The sequence below is a fragment of the Methanomassiliicoccus luminyensis B10 genome (assembly GCF_000308215.1).
Taxonomy (GTDB): domain Archaea; phylum Thermoplasmatota; class Thermoplasmata; order Methanomassiliicoccales; family Methanomassiliicoccaceae; genus Methanomassiliicoccus; species Methanomassiliicoccus luminyensis.
On the sequence record NZ_CAJE01000017.1, the window covers coordinates 1 to 15,862 of the forward strand.

12 protein-coding genes are annotated in these 15,862 nt (G+C 50.3%); 3 read left to right on the forward strand and 9 right to left on the reverse strand.

Annotated elements, in window-relative coordinates; genetic code table 11:
* The coding region (locus tag WYS_RS16465; RefSeq protein WP_238540780.1) for a hypothetical protein at positions 1–219 on the reverse strand (219 nt) is incomplete at its 3' end.
* A 110-nt stretch (positions 220–329) separates the two neighbouring features.
* Positions 330–1,298 (reverse strand): hypothetical protein, encoded by a 969-nt coding sequence (locus WYS_RS09975; protein ID WP_019178026.1) that lies wholly within the window; start codon positions 1,296–1,298, stop codon positions 330–332.
* A gap of 65 nt (positions 1,299–1,363) precedes the next feature.
* On the opposite strand from WYS_RS09975, the gene WYS_RS09980 reads away from it, so the two are divergent.
* The gene (locus WYS_RS09980; protein ID WP_147654294.1) at positions 1,364–2,437 is read left to right on the forward strand and encodes a hypothetical protein; all 1,074 of its coding nucleotides are present in this window, start codon (positions 1,364–1,366) and stop codon (positions 2,435–2,437) included.
* 278 nt (positions 2,438–2,715) lie between these two features.
* On the forward strand, positions 2,716–3,330 hold the full coding sequence (locus tag WYS_RS09985) for a hypothetical protein (RefSeq protein WP_147654295.1): 615 nt from the start codon (positions 2,716–2,718) through the stop codon (positions 3,328–3,330).
* Between the two features lie 646 nt (positions 3,331–3,976).
* Here WYS_RS09985 and WYS_RS09990 read toward each other — a convergent pair.
* The 3 genes from WYS_RS09990 to WYS_RS10000 form a co-directional block, all read right to left on the reverse strand.
* Positions 3,977–4,903 carry a Fic family protein gene (locus WYS_RS09990; protein WP_081579946.1) on the reverse strand — a complete coding sequence of 309 codons (927 nt, stop codon included), beginning with the start codon at positions 4,901–4,903 and terminating at the stop codon, positions 3,977–3,979.
* A 615-nt stretch (positions 4,904–5,518) separates the two neighbouring features.
* Entirely contained in the window at positions 5,519–7,324 is a 1,806-nt protein-coding gene (locus WYS_RS09995; RefSeq protein ID WP_019178030.1) for an ABC transporter ATP-binding protein, read from the reverse strand.
* Positions 7,321–9,072 (reverse strand): ABC transporter ATP-binding protein, encoded by a 1,752-nt coding sequence (locus WYS_RS10000; protein WP_019178031.1) that lies wholly within the window; start codon positions 9,070–9,072, stop codon positions 7,321–7,323. Before WYS_RS10000 ends, WYS_RS09995 begins: the two co-directional genes overlap by 4 nt.
* A gap of 312 nt (positions 9,073–9,384) precedes the next feature.
* Here WYS_RS10000 and WYS_RS10005 point away from each other — a divergent pair, with 312 nt between their 5' ends.
* On the forward strand, positions 9,385–11,253 hold the full coding sequence (locus WYS_RS10005; protein ID WP_187120179.1) for a leucine-rich repeat domain-containing protein: 1,869 nt from the start codon (positions 9,385–9,387) through the stop codon (positions 11,251–11,253).
* A 1-nt stretch (position 11,254) separates the two neighbouring features.
* Here WYS_RS10005 and WYS_RS10010 read toward each other — a convergent pair whose 3' ends face one another.
* Genes WYS_RS10010 through WYS_RS10025 form a run of 4 tightly spaced genes read right to left on the reverse strand, consistent with a single transcriptional unit; the run spans position 11,255 to position 15,861 of the window.
* Positions 11,255–13,165, reverse strand: coding sequence for a leucine-rich repeat domain-containing protein (locus tag WYS_RS10010; protein WP_019178033.1), 1,911 nt, complete (start codon positions 13,163–13,165; stop codon positions 11,255–11,257).
* Positions 13,158–13,982, reverse strand: a complete 825-nt coding sequence (locus tag WYS_RS10015; RefSeq protein ID WP_026069004.1) for a hypothetical protein — start codon at positions 13,980–13,982, stop codon at positions 13,158–13,160. The genes WYS_RS10010 and WYS_RS10015 overlap by 8 nt, the downstream gene beginning before the upstream one ends.
* Positions 13,982–14,902 carry an ABC transporter permease gene (locus tag WYS_RS10020; protein ID WP_019178035.1) on the reverse strand — a complete coding sequence of 307 codons (921 nt, stop codon included), beginning with the start codon at positions 14,900–14,902 and terminating at the stop codon, positions 13,982–13,984. The genes WYS_RS10015 and WYS_RS10020 overlap by 1 nt, the downstream gene beginning before the upstream one ends.
* Positions 14,899–15,861, reverse strand: a complete 963-nt coding sequence (locus WYS_RS10025; protein ID WP_019178036.1) for an ABC transporter ATP-binding protein — start codon at positions 15,859–15,861, stop codon at positions 14,899–14,901. Before WYS_RS10025 ends, WYS_RS10020 begins: the two co-directional genes overlap by 4 nt.
* Between the last annotated feature and the right edge of the window lies 1 nt (position 15,862).

The following is a 15,862-nucleotide window of genomic DNA, read 5'->3' on the forward strand; positions in this document are numbered from 1 at the left end:
TGAAATATCATGTCCCGAACCTTGTATCAACTTTTTAGATTCGTTGATTAACTTACTTGTTTGCTCAGTGAGGTTGTTTGCATTAACCCAGCTATCCTGTCGTTCTATCTCCTTCAAAAGAGTTTTTAGATGGTTTCTGATGATTCTTCTGTTTTGCTCATCCAATATGGTGTCAGAGCTAGAAGCCTTTTTAATACCCTTAACCACGTGATTTCCCATACTAAAATAAAAAAGGATTATTAATGGGTTATCTTTTATGTAATGCACATGATGTGGTCTACTCTTCTTTGAACAATACCAGATTAAAATAAAAATTCACTTTCCAAATATTATACGACGTGCTCAAGGCCAGAGGAGTCGGAGGCAACCTGTCCAAAACCTTTCTCTTCCAAAAATACCAGTAAGGTTCCTTTTTCCAATTGAAAATCATCAATTTTTATAATGGCTCTTCTAATAAAATCTCTTAGTTCTTCAATAATGGGAGAAGTAACTACTAGACCACCCCTATTGCTGATTGGATTCATCGTGTGAGCAGTATGTGACCTCAATTTATAGAACACATTTACCCTCTTAAAAATATACTTTGAATCATCAAAATCATTGCCTATCAAAACGGCAAGATTTCTTGAGGTCTTATATCCAATTTCGTATCCATCAGATAACGAATTTTCAGCAGCCGTAATGAGCGCTAAAAAAGCCAAGTCTGGATTCTCGAATTGAAGTTGATATGATCTGTTAAACGCATCTACTGAACTCTTTAGGTTCGCCTTATTTAAAAGTGACTCATGCTTTTTAACAAAGCTGGTTATTTTTTGAGTTTCTTCTACTGTCAATGAAAATCTCGGGTGAGTTAGGAGTTTTCGTTGTCTTTCAGTTCGGTGATAAATTTTTGTAAAATCTTCGTTTACACAATAGCACATAGCCGGCAGTGCAATATTACCTGGCTTATATAGTCGAAACAGCTTGATGATTGAATCCAAATAACCATAAACCAGTCTATCCTCAAACTCTACTCTATGCTGGGTGAGCCATGAATCCATTTTATTGTTTTGTTCGTCATGAGGTGGATTGATTCGATTTCTGATCATATAAAGAGAGCCATCTTCATGGTTGACCCAATCGTTCAGCATTATACTCCTCTCAACCAATTCTGGTGTAGTGCCCATCACCCCAGCGAGGAGAGGAAGTGCATCTGTTATCCCGAGCCTGGAAATCGTGAAATCATGGTCTAATGGAACGTCCAAGATTGTTTTATCAACACCGGTAAGAAAACCTATGAACGTAACAAAGGAGTGCATTGATGGTTATCTAGGACTATGTGATAAAAGGATGTCTCATCTCGTTCCAACATCCATTCGACAGGTTGAAAGCCGTAATGGCTATTTTCTCATTAACTATGTCCCTCGTTGGAGTTAAATCCCTGATGGGATTACCGGATGAAGCAATTCGTTCGGAAATAGAGTATTTAGGCGTCATATCCAACGCCAACCATTCTATTCTTGATCTATCCCTGGATGATGGCTTTCAGTTCGAACAAATGGATGTTAACGAATTTACTGGCTTAATCTCTGATTTAGAAGGGCTTCCAAAGGAAGTAGCGCACGGAAAAGCAAAGGAGTTTAGATGCATCAACTACGACGAAAAGAAAGTATATGTTATCCACAATAGCATCGTAACGGACTCTGACATTCCAGATGAAGATAAATATCCGGATAATCCGAGCCAAGAGGAATTGGATGATTTTTTTGAAGCTTCTGACTATTATCAATTTTTATCCATACTTGGTTCAATACAAAGGGATTGTTTGGATGATGGCGTGAGAGACTTGTGCCAAAAAATGAGATTGTTTAAGGAAGGTGGAGTTTCTCTTCAATTTTCTTACTGCTACTTGAACCGAATGGATAAAAAAGAACTCTTGGCTCAGAGCGTTCAAGACAGAGGAATTATCGATTTTTCTAACTATATAATTACGGAGTCCGAGAAAAGAGATCTGACAGATTTTATTAGAAATGTCGTCATCCCATTTAAAAGTGGTACCGTTCAACTAGCGTTAGAAAATTTTGACTTATCGTATTATACGTCTGCCCATATTCATGGTATGTCTCTACCATTTCTTGTTTTAATGAATGGCATCGAAGCGCTGTACAATCCGGGATTTGGTGACTTACGTTCAAGAACATCTAGAAACTGTGCGGTTCTTTTAGGCGGTAGTGATATCGAAAAATGTAGGATGGTATCTACTCGGATGAAAGGGCTATATAAAAAAAGGGCTTTACTTCTTTCAAGTGGCAATAATAGTCTCATAAAGGAAAAAGATGTTTTAGACCTTAGACAATATCTTAGGGAATCCATCATTGGATTTTACAAACTGGGATTAAATGAGAGTGAAATTCGTTCTATGCTTGATTCAAAAGGCTATGGACAAACGCTCCCTTAAAAAGAAAAATACTTGTCTACAAATAAGTTTGTACTCTCTACCTAATGGATTACGATGTTGGGCTCAAAAATTTCTAGTGTGGTCTAGTATCAGTATAATGTCGGATTCAGAAGAGTGAAGCCAATAATACAATAAATGAAATTGAACTGAGTTAACAGGAACAATGAAACATCACGCTCTCGAAGGTACAACTACATGTTTCAAGAAGCCGTGGTTGATATTTGGGTATGGGGTCCATTGATGGAATATATCACAGAGAAATACTTGACTTGTTAAGCATGCTTTTTGACCAATCCATCATCCTTGATATTAAAAGGTTATCAGGCGAACGAAACAATAAGCAATCAGTACCGAATCTACAGCAAATGGTCAATGATATTGATAAAAAAATTGGGGGAGATAGCATTGCAGATCTAATCTGGGTTTATGAAGAACAGAGAGGACCCGACGGTACAACCTTTAAAAATGATACAGCCGCATATCATGATGAGAAAGATCGAGAGATATTTCGACCGTTGCAATATGCTATTTTAAGCTGTATCGCACCTCATAGAATGCTCAATGCTCGATTTTCCATTCAGGAGAGCTGTGCACATGTTGAGATCGTCCTAAAGAAAAAATTGAAAGCGAAAAACATTGATGCCGACGAGTCTCCACTGGGGGCGGCTTTACATAAGGCGAAAAACCAAAAGCTCTTAGATGCAACAAATATAGAATTAATCGAAAAAATCAATCATGTATACAGGAAGGCTAAACATGATTTTTCCTTCAAAGGCATCCCGAGCGAAACCAATCCTAATTTTGACTCATCTATGTTCAATCTCCTAGAAGCGGTTTCCATGTTCTTCATCTGCCGTAAAGTCGGTTTGCTGCTAGATCCCGGTTTGGCATAGTCGAGTAAGCATGATGTATTAAGGATAGTGAAAATGACCTAATCCAATAGTGGATAAGGAAAAGAAAGGGTTTGAGTTGACTCTGTTCGATGATTGAATTTCGATATTCATCATCTGGCTCGAAGAATGTGCGGTCCCGGCTGAGCCCACTCATCTTCCTGTCCAGACAGCAATCCTGATGGGTCCAACTATAGCTACACATCGATTTACTGGCCATGGATTTTGCTACCGGCATTGGAAAATGGTGCGCAATATCTGGCATAGCCATGGTTCGGTCCCACCGGGAATCACCGCGCGTTCGAACATCGAACGAATTTATTGACGACCCATGAACAATTTTTATGGCTCGCGGCCTAGTTGGCCGAACGGCCCAAAAGATCATGAACGTTCATTGAACATTAAAACACGAAAATGCTGAACATTATGGCATTTGCCCCTTGAGCTGCTGAAATTCCCATACGATCGCCGGATGCTGGGCAAGGTAACCGCAACCTCTGTATTTTCGAACAGGGGCTCTAGTTTATATCGGGCGGATATCCATGAGACAGCATTGGAATGAGATTCTACGAATATCGATCCCGGTGATTTTTTCAATGGTGTCGGAGCAACGCCTATTCTATTAAGCTGATAAAGAGCTCAGGAAGCATCATTGAGCGCCTGAAGCTTTTCTTCCAACGACCTCGATATATAATTGAAGGGCCCTCTCGCTCGATTGCCATCTGTTCTTTACCTTAATTGCAGGGAGTTCCCCCTGATCTGCCCTCAGGGCCAGGTACTTTGCCGAATATGTCTCGCCACCCTGGAATTTGACCAAGGGCTTCAGCTCGTCTTCTATGGTTCCCACCTGGGACAAGAGGTTTAGGAGCGAGCTGCCTGTTCTGACCATGATGAAATCGGTCAAGGGTGCTAGGTCACCGCGATTTCCTGCCTGGAGCGATTTCAAGTATGCTTCGCGGTCACCCGGAAGAACGTTAACTGGCGGCCAGTTATGCTTCATGAGGTGGAGATTCAACAATAACCTCCCCACACGACCGTTCCCATTGCTAAAGGGATGAATCGATTCGAAACCATGATGCATCCAAGACCCTAACGTGAATGGTTCCTCTCCCTCCAAGTCCCTCTGGTCATATTCCTTGATCAGTTCTTCCATTCGCATAACGACCTTCTCTGGTCTGGGCGGAGAGAACTGAGCCCCACGAATGACTACATTGGTGCGTCTCCATTGGCCTGCATCGGCCATCAGTCCCTTGAAAATCTCTTCGTGGAGTTCAAGTATGTTGATAAGATCGATAGGCCGTGCTCTTCGGTTTATCAGGTTCCTAAAAGCCTTCTCGTGTTGCAGGGTCTCCATTATATCTGCGATCGGTTTTTCGACCCCTTTTTGATCAAGGAGGACCGTCTCTACTTCATCATAGGTGAGAGTGTTGCCTTCTATTGCGTTCGTACCGTAAGTGTTTAAGGAGCTCATCCCTTTCCAAATATTCTCGGGCAATGCGTCCAACGACCCCCTATTTAGAAATTCACCTCTGAGTTTCTCTAATATGTATTTTTGCATTATCCATGAATATGCCATATATTGTATATAACCTTATATGCATAATTTGACATATACAAAGAAAAGCATATTCGCCGATGTGTAAACTAATTGACCTGAAAATCACCTACCTTTGATCTCCAGACATGGATATAAAACGCGCTAAGGAGTTATGATGTGGTCTTCAAGGGGCAGCACGTGAAAGTACCTCTTGAAATTTGTTTTAACGTTCTGATTCAACCCTATGTTGCTAATATTAAATGGGGGCGGAGCCCTATCGCACTCGGCTCGATTTTCATATGATGAAAAGAAAAGAGAGCCTCACCAAATACTGAGAGGCAATACGTTTATCAAGCTGGCTCTGAGTAATGTCGAAAGAATCGAACATAAATTCATATCATCTGGCTCGTTCGATGTGTAGCCCCGGCTGAGCCCACTCATCCTTCTATCCAGATAACTATTTTTGAAATTCAATTCAAACGGTTTTTCCGTTTATAGTCAGTTCATCAAGGAACATGCGGTTGTACGATTCATTGACGTTGGCGAACGAGGGTCGGCTCATGAGCGGCAGTCATGGACCATAGCGCCAATAGTGCTGCCGACCGCCACATCGACCACGTCGATAGGACCTCTGGCGCTCTTGAGCGACCGTGTTCAATTGCATTCCTCAAACTGGCTGTTGTACAGTTCGCTGTAGAACCCGCCCTGGCCCAGAAGCTGTTCATGGTTCCCGCTCTCCACGATGCTTCCGTTTCTCATGACGAGGATCACATCAGCGTCCTTTATCGTCGAAAGGCGGTGAGCGATGATGAAGGAGGTCCTTCCCACCGTGAGGTCGTTCATCGCTTTTTGGATGATCTGCTCGGTCCGGGTATCCACGGAGCTGGTGGCCTCGTCCAGGATCAGGAGGGGCGCATTCTGCACCACCGCACGGGCAATGGTCAGCTGCTGCCTCTGTCCAATGGACATTTTGGACTCGTCATCGAGCAGGGTATCGTAGCCATCCGGCAATGTGCTGATGAAATGGTGGATGCCGACGGCCTTGCAGGCGTTCTCGATCTCCTCATCGGTGACGCCCTCCTTGCAATAGGCGATGTTCTCCCTGATGGTGCCCTGGAACAGCCAGGTATCCTGAAGGACCATGCAGAACATGTCATGCACGTTCTCCCTCGTGAGCTGCCTCGTCGATACATTGTCGATGAGGATATCGCCCGAGTTCACCTCGTAGAAGCGCATCAGGAGGTTGACGATGGTGGTCTTGCCGGCCCCGGTCGGGCCGACTATCGCCACCTTTTCTCCGGCCTTCACCTTGACGGAGAAATCGTGGATGATCTCCTTCTCTGGAGTGTACCCGAAGAAAACGTTCCTGAACTCCACATCCCCTTTCACATCCCTATGGACCAGCGTCTTTCCGTCTTCGTTCTCCAGCTCCGGTTCGTCGAGGAACTCGAAGACCCGCTCCGAAGCTGCGGCGACAGATTGCAGGCTGGCCATGGCCTGTCCCAGCTGCGTGAGGGGCTGCGTGAACAGGCGCACGTACACTATGAACGCGACTATTGTGCCTATGAGTATGGTGCCGTTGATGACCTGAACAGCGCCAACGATGCACACCATCACATATCCCAGATTTCCGATGAACCCCATGATGGGCATCATCATGCCGGAGAGGAACAGCGACTTGAACGCACTGTCAAAGAGTTCGCTGTTGAGGGAGTCGAACTCCCTCTGGGCAGCCTCCTCGCCATTGTACGCCTTGACGATATTGTGCCCTGCGTACCTCTCCTCGACATAGCCGTTTATCTTGCCCAGCGAGGCCTGCTGGCGGACGAAGTGCTTTTGCGACCTGGACATCACCAGCATCATCAATCCGAAGCCGCCCAGCGCGGAAGCGATGGCGGTCAGGGCCAAGGTGACATCGGTAATGAGCATCATCACCGTCGAGCCTATGAGCATCGCGGAAGCGCTCAAAAGCGTACCGAGGCTCTGGTTCATCGATTGACCGATGGTGTCCACATCGTTGGTCGCGCGGCTGAGGACATCGCCGTAGCTGGTCCGATCGAAATACCTGAGCGGAAGGCGGTTGATCTTCTCCGATATGTCGGTGCGGAGGCGCTTCGACAGCTTCTGGACCACCGTGGCCACTATGTATCCTTGGCCGTAGGTCGTCACTGCCGAGATGATGTAGATCGTTACCAGGAACATGCCGATGCTGGCGACCCCGGCGAGGTCGAACGAGCCGGTCGTCATCCCGCCGTAGATCAGATTGGTTATCTCGCTGAGCTTGTCGGGCCCTATGACGGTAAGCGCGGTCCCAATGATCACGAGGACAGAGGCAACGATGATGGCCACAGCGTATGGCCTCATGTAGGCCAGCATCTTTCGCCAGGCATCCTTGAAGCTCTTGGCCTTTCCCCCTTGGTGCCTGCCACCGGGTCCTCCCGGACGACCGCCCTGCATCATCTGCAGAGTTCCTCCTCGGATAGTTGAGAGTAGACAATGTCCTTGTACACCGGGCAGGTGCCGAGTAGATCGTGGTGCTTGCCTATGCCCGCGATATATCCATTGTCCAGTACGATGATCTTGTCGGCATCCAGTATCGTGCCGACCCTCTGGGCGACGATTATGCTGATCGCATCGGCCGTTTCTTTCTTGAGGGCGCTTCTGAGCTGGCGGTCGGTCTTATAATCCAGGGCCGAGAACGAATCGTCGAAGATGAATATCTCGGGCCGCCGATATACCGCGCGAGCGATGGAGAGGCGCTGCTTCTGGCCTCCCGAGATGTTCGTCCCGCCCTGAGCTATTGTGGCACTGTAGCCGCCCTCCGTGGCCTCCACGAACTCTGTTGCCTGGGCGACCTCGACAGCTCCCCTCACATCCTCTTCCATGTTCTCGGACGTCCTGTCGCCATAAGCGACATTGGAGGCGATGGTGCCCGAGAACAGGCTGGCCTTCTGAGGCACATATCCTATCTTCCCATGAAGGGCCTTGAGAGTGTAATCGCGGACATCCACTCCGTCGATGGTGATGGAGCCCTCGGTGACATCGTATGAGCGCATGATAAGACTAACAATGGTGCTCTTCCCGCTCCCGGTAGAGCCGATGAACGCCACGGTCTCCCCTCGTTCTGCCTTGAAACTGATGTCCTTCAAAACATAGTCGGATGCACCAGGATACTTGAACCCCACCTTGTCGAACACTATCTCGCCGTTGGCCGTTCCGGGCGATTCCGTGATCTGCCCATCCGTTATAGTCGGTTCCGTATCCAGTATCTCCTCGATACGCCTGGCGGCGACAACTGCCCGTGGCAGGATTATGAACACGATGATGAGCATCATGAAGCCCATGATGACCTGCATGGCGTACGAGAGGAAGGTGACCATGCTCGAGAACAGTATCATCTGCGTCCCGATGCCTACGGTGGCCGCAATGATCATCGCCCCTATCCAATAGATGGAAAGGGACAGCATGCTCATCACCGTTGATATCACTGGCGTCATCAGCGCCATGGCACGGCTGGTGAACAAGTTGTTGGATGTGAGGTTCTCGTTGGCCTTTTCGAACTTCTTCTCCTGATATTCCTGCGCGTTATATGCGCGGATGACACGAATGCCCTTGAGGTTCTCTCTTATGTCGCGGTTGACCTCATCGGTTAGCCACTGGATCTTCTTGAATCGGGGGACCACGAAGTACATCAGCGCCGAGATGACCACGATCATTACGACGATAGCCACAGCAGTAGCCGCGGTCCATTGCCAGTTTTTTCCGGAGATCTTAATGATCGCCCAGCCGGCCAGGATCGGTGCCCTGATTATCACCTGCAGCCCCAGCGCAACGGCCATCTGCACCTGCGTGATATCGTTGGTCGCGCGCGTTATCAGGCTTGCCGTTGAGAATTTGCCGATCTCGTTCGAGGAAAACGACTGGACCTTGCCAAACTCCATGGAACGAAGCCGCTTGGATAGGCTCGTGGCGACATAGGCGGCCAGGTAACCTGTTGCCATTGCCATCAGAAGGCTTCCGAAAGAGAGGGCGAGCATGATCATTCCCTCCCCCATGACCTCCTCCATGGTACCTCCGGTCTGGATCAGGTTGGTGATCGTGAACATATGATCCGGGATCATCAGGTCGAACCATACCTGGACCACAATGAACGCCGTGATGGCGGTGATCAGCCCCCACTCTCTGGCCTTAAGGTACCGCAGAATCATTTTCCACCAATGCCTTCATCGCACCAATCGCACACAAGGGCGCATCAGACCGGGAGATCGGAGGGGTTCATGAGATGAGCGCCTTGCGGATTTAGAGGCCGCCAATCCCGTCCCTCTTTATATACATTCGGCTTTTCTACCCACTCTTTGAAGGCGCATCTTGAGCGGCATGCCGTTCATTCCTTAACCCTACGAACTCGCTTCCAGGCAATCCACTGTCGGCGGCTGCAACGGGCAGTGATGAGGCAGTAGGGGACATCGATGGGGTTTGATAGTCAAGCTGATAACTCGGATCTACGCTTGGGAACGGTTGTGCCCGGCGAGGAATATATTATGGCGGCAGACAGGCATAAGGGCGTAATGTCCAGAGGCGGTTCCGCACCCGAGCGCATCTCCCCTCGGCGCATCATCTTCGGCATGACCTCGGTCGCAGTGCTGTTCTTTCTTCTTTCAGCGAGCATGATCCCATCGGTGGACGGATTCGAAAGGCCGCCGCCGGTGACCAATGGAAGCGCGGGGGCCAATGTAACCTATGACATCGATCTGAACTCCATGTGCATCACCTTTGAGGGCAGCGGCCCCATGTATGACTATGACGATCCCGATGTCCCGCCCAACGACCCCCGGGCCGGTGCTCCCCCGTGGTCCGAGCTCAACCTCAGGAGCGCGATCATAGAGAAAGGCGTGACGAGAGTGGGCGACAGCGCTCTCCGGTACAATCCGGATATTGCGAGCGTAAGCCTCCCTGATGGACTTGAGTCGATAGGTACCAATGCATTCTCCGGCACTTCCATAACACTAATCGACCTGCCGGATACGCTCACCAGCATAGGCACGCTGGCATTTTTCGGTACAAGGCTAACGGCCGTGACCGTTCCGGATTCCGTGGAGACGATAGGCGGCAGCGCCTTCGCCAAGAACGTTAACCTTGCCACCGTCGTCATCGGTGACGGGGTCCGCATCCTTTCCCAAGGCCTTGTGGCGGACACTCCTGTCCTGACATCGTTCACCATCGGAAAGAACGTCACCGCGATCGAGAGATGGCTTACGAGCGGCTCCGGCCTCAAGGATCTGTGCATACCGGGGAAGGTGGCATGGATATCCCCGGAGGCCTTCTCAACAAGGTACCTCGATTCCCTGGAACGTATCGATGTGGAACCCGGCAACGAATATTATTCCAGCTCGGACGGCATACTTTTCAACAATGACAAGAGCGAGATCGTCAGATTCCTCCCCACCTCCGGGATTGCGGAGTACTATATACCGGACGGCGTGGAATCCATATCCCCTTTTGCGTTCTACATGTGCATCTCACTGGAAAGGGTCGTGCTTCCAGATTCGGTGGGATATATCGGTAAGAACGCCTTCGGACAGTGCACCGGAATGAAATATCTGTCCATATCCGACGGTGTTACCCAGATCGACAAGTCCGGTGTGGACACCGGAAGCGTGCTTGAATATCTGTATATCGGAAGCGGAATGAAGGCCGTTGACGGCACTATCGTTCCGTCCCTCGGTTCCGCGATCAATATACACATCGGCGCCGGCGTCACACATCTGGATTATGAAACGATGAGGCAGAACCCCTACCTTAAGAGCATAACCGTCGATCTCAACAACCCTCATTTCGCGTCTGTTAACGGTGCACTCTACAACAACAACATCAAACAGCTGCTCGTCGTTCCTGGCGCTTTGACTGGCCATTTCATAATGCCCAACAGCGTCACGCATATAAGCGATAACTCGTTCAGATACTCTTCCTTGTCTTCCGTTACCCTGAGCAACGATCTTTCGGTTATAGGCAGGGGCGCGTTCGCGGGCACCTCCCTCACAAGCATAAAGATACCTCTTAGTGTGAAGATCATAGGTGATGATGCCTTTGCAGGCTGTTCCAATATGACAATGATCCACTTTGAAGGGGGGGCCCTCCCGACGATAGGCAGGAACGCCTTCGACACCGGGGGGTCCGAGGCCGTAAGGGTGTATTCGGCCATGACCCCCGGGTTCCTGGACAGATATTCTGGAGATACGGACCTAGCGTACTACGACTCCGAGGCATCATATGCCAGCATTGTCGACGAGATGGCCCGCAACACTGCCTATATACTTGTGGCCATTGTCATTCTGTCCGTATCCTTGGTAGGAATAGAGGTGGCGATCTCCAAAAAGAGCAGAAGGTGATTCATCTTCTTCTGAGGCATACCGCCGTTGCCGCGAGCAATAGCGCTATTGTTGCGATCGCCGCGATCATGATCGCGGAGGCCCCCTCTCCTTCCTGATCTTCCCATATGCGCGCCTCGTATTGCGATATGCTCTCCGCATCCTCCCATGACGCAGAGTGTTCCTCATCATAGAATATGGTGAAATCCGGATGCGCTCCGCGGAACACGTGTACCCCGAATTCAGGAGGGGCTCCCTCGAAGTGCGCATATCGCATTTCGCTGCATTCGTACATCGCCCGGTCTCCCACATACCTCACGCTCGAAGGTATCGTCACTTCCGCAAGCGACGTGAAGGAAAGAGCGCGGGGGCCTATCTCCGTGATCGTGGAAGGTATTGTTACTTTGCTGAATTTCGCACCCTGCATGGAGTTGTCGCCCAAGGCCGTCGTTCCGTCCGGTATCGTGTATGACGAGAGCGCTTTTCCCGAAGGATAACATTTCAATTCCATGTCCTTGCTGAACAGAACTCCATCGATGGAAAGGAATTCCGTGTTGCGGCTGTCGACCGTTATGTCCGTCAGCCGGGGACAGGACAGGAATGCATCCCTTCCGATGGTTCCGGTGCATTCCCCGATGCTCACGGTCATCACACCGGAACTTTTGAACGCCCCATCCCCTATGGATACCGCGGAATCGAGCACCGCTTCCTCCAAGGCCACGCAGTTGTAGAATGCCCCGGACCCTATGCGTTCGACGCCCTGCATCGGGAAGGAGATCAGGGATGTGCATTCCGAGAACGCATTGCTCCCTATTTCGGTGACGCCTCCGTTGACAAGGTTCAGATCAGTCAGGCTGCTGTCGGATAGGAATGCGCTGTTCCCCACCGACCCGATCGTTCCGTATGCCGTGACGGTTCTGAGCGCATAACAGTTGTCGAAGGACCAATCCGGTATAGCGTCTATCCCCGAGCCGAGCGTCACGCTCTCAAGCTTGTAACACGCCCTGAACACGCCTTCTTTGTACGTTGTCACGGAATCCGGAACGGTCACGGCCGTGATCTCACAATTCATTCTGAAGCTTTCAAAGCCCATATACTCCAGACCGGACGGAAGGGTCAGAACTTCGAGGGACGCTTCCGACCCGGCACTGGATGAAGGGATCTCCATCCTGAACGCCTCGTCGTCTATGGCCAGAAGCGTGGAAGGAAGGGTAAGGGAGGATAGGTTCTTGCAGTACATGAACGCCCTTTCCTCTATCATCGACACCCCTTCGGCGATCGAGACTTCCGTGATGTTCCAATTGCCGTAGAACGCCCACGGTGCCACCGATCTCATCTCATATACAATTCCGTCCTTCGTGACGGATGCTGGTATCTCCACCCTGCTGCCGGACATCCAGCCGCACACGTGCGCCGTGTCGTTGACGATGTAATATTTCAGAGAACCGTCCGAATATTCTTCGGTCTGGGACTTTGAACCAGAATATCCGTCCCACGATCCCGAATGCGCGGACAGGTAGTGGGCCGCTGCGCTGCCGAGCGCGCCCTGCCCGATCTCCGGCATGGGCCCCATGAAATAGATGTCGTTCAACTGCATACATCCGCTGAATGCGTTCTTACCGATGACAGTTACCCGTTCTGGTATTATCACCGTCTTGAGATATGTATTCCCGGAGAACGCGGAATCCCCTATCGAAGTCACCTGGTATCCTTCCATGGACGACTGTACGGTAAGGTTTTCCGCCGTGCCCGAGTAGGCGGTGATCTCCGACCAGTAACGCCCGTTCTGCAAGTGCGTCGTGTATTGGTAGGTGCTCTCGTCGAAGGTATTCCATTCGTCGAATGTGGGCTCGGCGGACGATCCCACCGGTTGAAGGGACAGGAGTGCTGTTGCAAGGAGCAATGCTGCAGCTAACACCGCCATCTTACGCATTTTCTTTTTCGTCCCCCTGCAACGGATCCCCTTCCTGCGCCAGGGGCTTCGACCATCTGGGTTTTACGAAGGACATTGCCAGCAGCGTCGCCACGGCCGCGACCATGATGATCGAGAGGATCGCGATCCATGTGCTGCCTGAACTCTCGAATCCTTCGATGCTGTAGTAGACGGTTGCGTTTATGGTGTTCGTTGAATCGTTCACGAACCACAGCGGGTACACGCCGTTCTCTTCAATGTCCACCGTCACCTCGTACGTCCCTGTCTCTGCATCGTACTTTGCCAGCCTGGCTATGTTCTCTCCATCGAAGTATGCTGTCATCTTCGCCGGCTTGGTCGACCATTTGATAATCGCCGTCGAGCCCTTCATGAAGAAATGCTGTATGCTATCCACACCCACGAATTTCTCGAACGTCAGCTGAAGGTATCCCTCAAATAACGTCCCGGAGAAATTATAGAATTCGAGTATCACCTCGTATCCGTTGGCATAGGTTTCCGAACTGAAGAAATACGCTGCCACTCGGTCCCCTTTCTGTATGACGGCGAAGTCGTGGGCCGGCAGGAACACCGACGTCTCCCCGTTCACGTACCTGAGGAACTCCTTGTGGTTGTCTGAACCCACTATGAAGAAGTAGTAGGAGTTCTCTTCATATGAGGGAAGTGTGCCCAAACTTATGAACTCTGAACAGTAGACATTCTTCACGTTCATCTGTTTCTGGTTCTGTACGTCCGTCGCTCCCTCCGAATAAGGTGAGAAGCATACCGTCAGCATCGTTAGCGTCATTATCACTGCTAGCGCCGGCACGGTTCTTTTCATCATATCTCCCTACTCCTTGTCTTGGACATCCCTATCAGAAGGAACAATACGCCGCAAATAAGACTGGCCGTTGCCGCAAGCGGGACAGATGCGGTCATTTGGACATCGATATTGGTAAGCAACAACGATACGGACAGCGTCTGGTCGGACCCCAGAGACGCAAGTGCGAGGTCCCCGGCGAAGCTCGGCACGTATCCCACGAGATCCCCGAACCCCCCTGCGTCCGCCATTATCAGAGTGAATGCGGGTATCATGATGAATATCAGTACGAAGGGGAACATCGTGGAACCGTGGGACATGAATGCACTAAGCCCGTATGCGATGCTGCAGAATGCGAAACTCCCCGCAATGCTCAGAAGCATCGCCTCCCCTATGGCCGCCGAACTCACGGAATCGTATCCTGCAAACGTGGCCATCAATATGGACACCGCGAACGCCGACAGGATCGTTGCCAATACCAATGCGTATCCCGCGAGGAACTTGCCCAGATAGAATGTCATCCTGGACTGCGGCAACGGGAAGTTCAGATACGCCGTGCGGTACCTGAACTCAGAGGGCAACATGGACCCGCATATCATACATGAGATCAGGGCCATCATCACCGGCAGCAAACCCAGGCATATGGCGACGTATGTCTCTCCCGTATCGCCGATCTCCTCGCGGATGGGATTGATTATGGCGCTGTCAAGTACGCCGGAATATATCAAGACGGGGATAAGGGCCACGAATACGATCATCAGGATCGGCAGATAGCTCTTTGTGAAGAGCTTCATCTGGCTCAGGAAGACGGTCCAAAGTTGCCCTGCCTTGTTGGTTAATTCATATTTCTCGTCTCTTTGCTTGTTCGCTCCATAATTGTCATACACATTCTCTTCCATTCGGCCGAACATGTCGGACATGTTAATTCCGGGCAGCTTCATTCGACGTTTACCTCCCCTTCGGTCAGTTCCATATACAGCTGCTCTATATCCAACCCCTTCTCGTTCATTGCCATCAGCCTCAGGCCATGTTCCTGAACGATGTCGACCACCCTGGACTGATCGTCGGTGGAGCCGCAAAAATCAAGCCTTACCTCATAATCCCCCATGAGGTTCACGGACCTGACCCCCGTGCTTGCGGATATGTCTTTTATAAATGTCTGTGTCATCGGTTTTACGGTGCGTACACTTAGCTCCACCCTTCCCTTGGACCTGTCCACATAATCTTTGATGAGCTTGTTGACATCACCGGAAGCTATCAGCTTCCCGTTCCTGATCATGCTGACAGATCCGCACATCTCTGACACTTCCTTCAGCATGTGCGTGCTTATGAGCATCGCGCGGTCCCTTCTCTTAAGTTCGGAAAGGACCGCACGCATCTCGATCATCCCTCGGGGGTCCAGACCGGAGGTGGGTTCATCGAGTATCAATATGCTGGGGTTGGAGATCATGGATTGGGCTAGCACGGTCCTCTGCCTCATCCCCTTGGAGAATTTGCTCAGAGGTTTGTCGCGCCATTCCCACATCTTCACCTCTTCCAGCACATCCCTGGACCTTATGGCGATCTCCCGCTCATTGAGCCCATAGATCCTTCCAACATACTGCAACGCCTCGGAAGGCGTGAATGACGCATAGAACTCTGGTGTCTCGATGACACACCCCACTTCCGAAAGCGCGGTGCGATGGTCGGATATATCCTGACCGTTTATCATCACTGTGCCTTGCGTGGGCCATATTAGGCCAGTGATCATCTTCAGCGTCGTGCTCTTTCCCGAGCCGTTCGGACCGAGCAGACCCATGAACTCTCCTCTGCGCACATTCATGCTCAGATCGTCCACCGCCGTAAACGACCCGAACCTCTTGACCAGCCCACGTGCCTCTATAGCGCATCCTTCGTCCATC

What these genes read in the sequence shown, in the direction of transcription:
- WYS_RS09975 (WP_019178026.1), bottom strand. Translation starts at nt 1,298, where the DNA reads ATGCACTCCTTTGTTACGTTCATAGGTTTTCTTACCGGTGTTGATAAA.
- WYS_RS09985 (WP_147654295.1), top strand. Translation starts at nt 2,716, where the DNA reads ATGCTTTTTGACCAATCCATCATCCTTGATATTAAAAGGTTATCAGGC.
- WYS_RS09990 (WP_081579946.1), bottom strand. Translation starts at nt 4,903, where the DNA reads ATGGCATATTCATGGATAATGCAAAAATACATATTAGAGAAACTCAGA.
- WYS_RS09995 (WP_019178030.1), bottom strand. Translation starts at nt 7,324, where the DNA reads ATGATGCAGGGCGGTCGTCCGGGAGGACCCGGTGGCAGGCACCAAGGG.
- WYS_RS10000 (WP_019178031.1), bottom strand. Translation starts at nt 9,072, where the DNA reads ATGATTCTGCGGTACCTTAAGGCCAGAGAGTGGGGGCTGATCACCGCC.
- WYS_RS10010 (WP_019178033.1), bottom strand. Translation starts at nt 13,165, where the DNA reads ATGCGTAAGATGGCGGTGTTAGCTGCAGCATTGCTCCTTGCAACAGCA.
- WYS_RS10015 (WP_026069004.1), bottom strand. Translation starts at nt 13,982, where the DNA reads ATGAAAAGAACCGTGCCGGCGCTAGCAGTGATAATGACGCTAACGATG.
- WYS_RS10020 (WP_019178035.1), bottom strand. Translation starts at nt 14,902, where the DNA reads ATGAAGCTGCCCGGAATTAACATGTCCGACATGTTCGGCCGAATGGAA.
- WYS_RS10025 (WP_019178036.1), bottom strand. Translation starts at nt 15,861, where the DNA reads ATGGACGAAGGATGCGCTATAGAGGCACGTGGGCTGGTCAAGAGGTTC.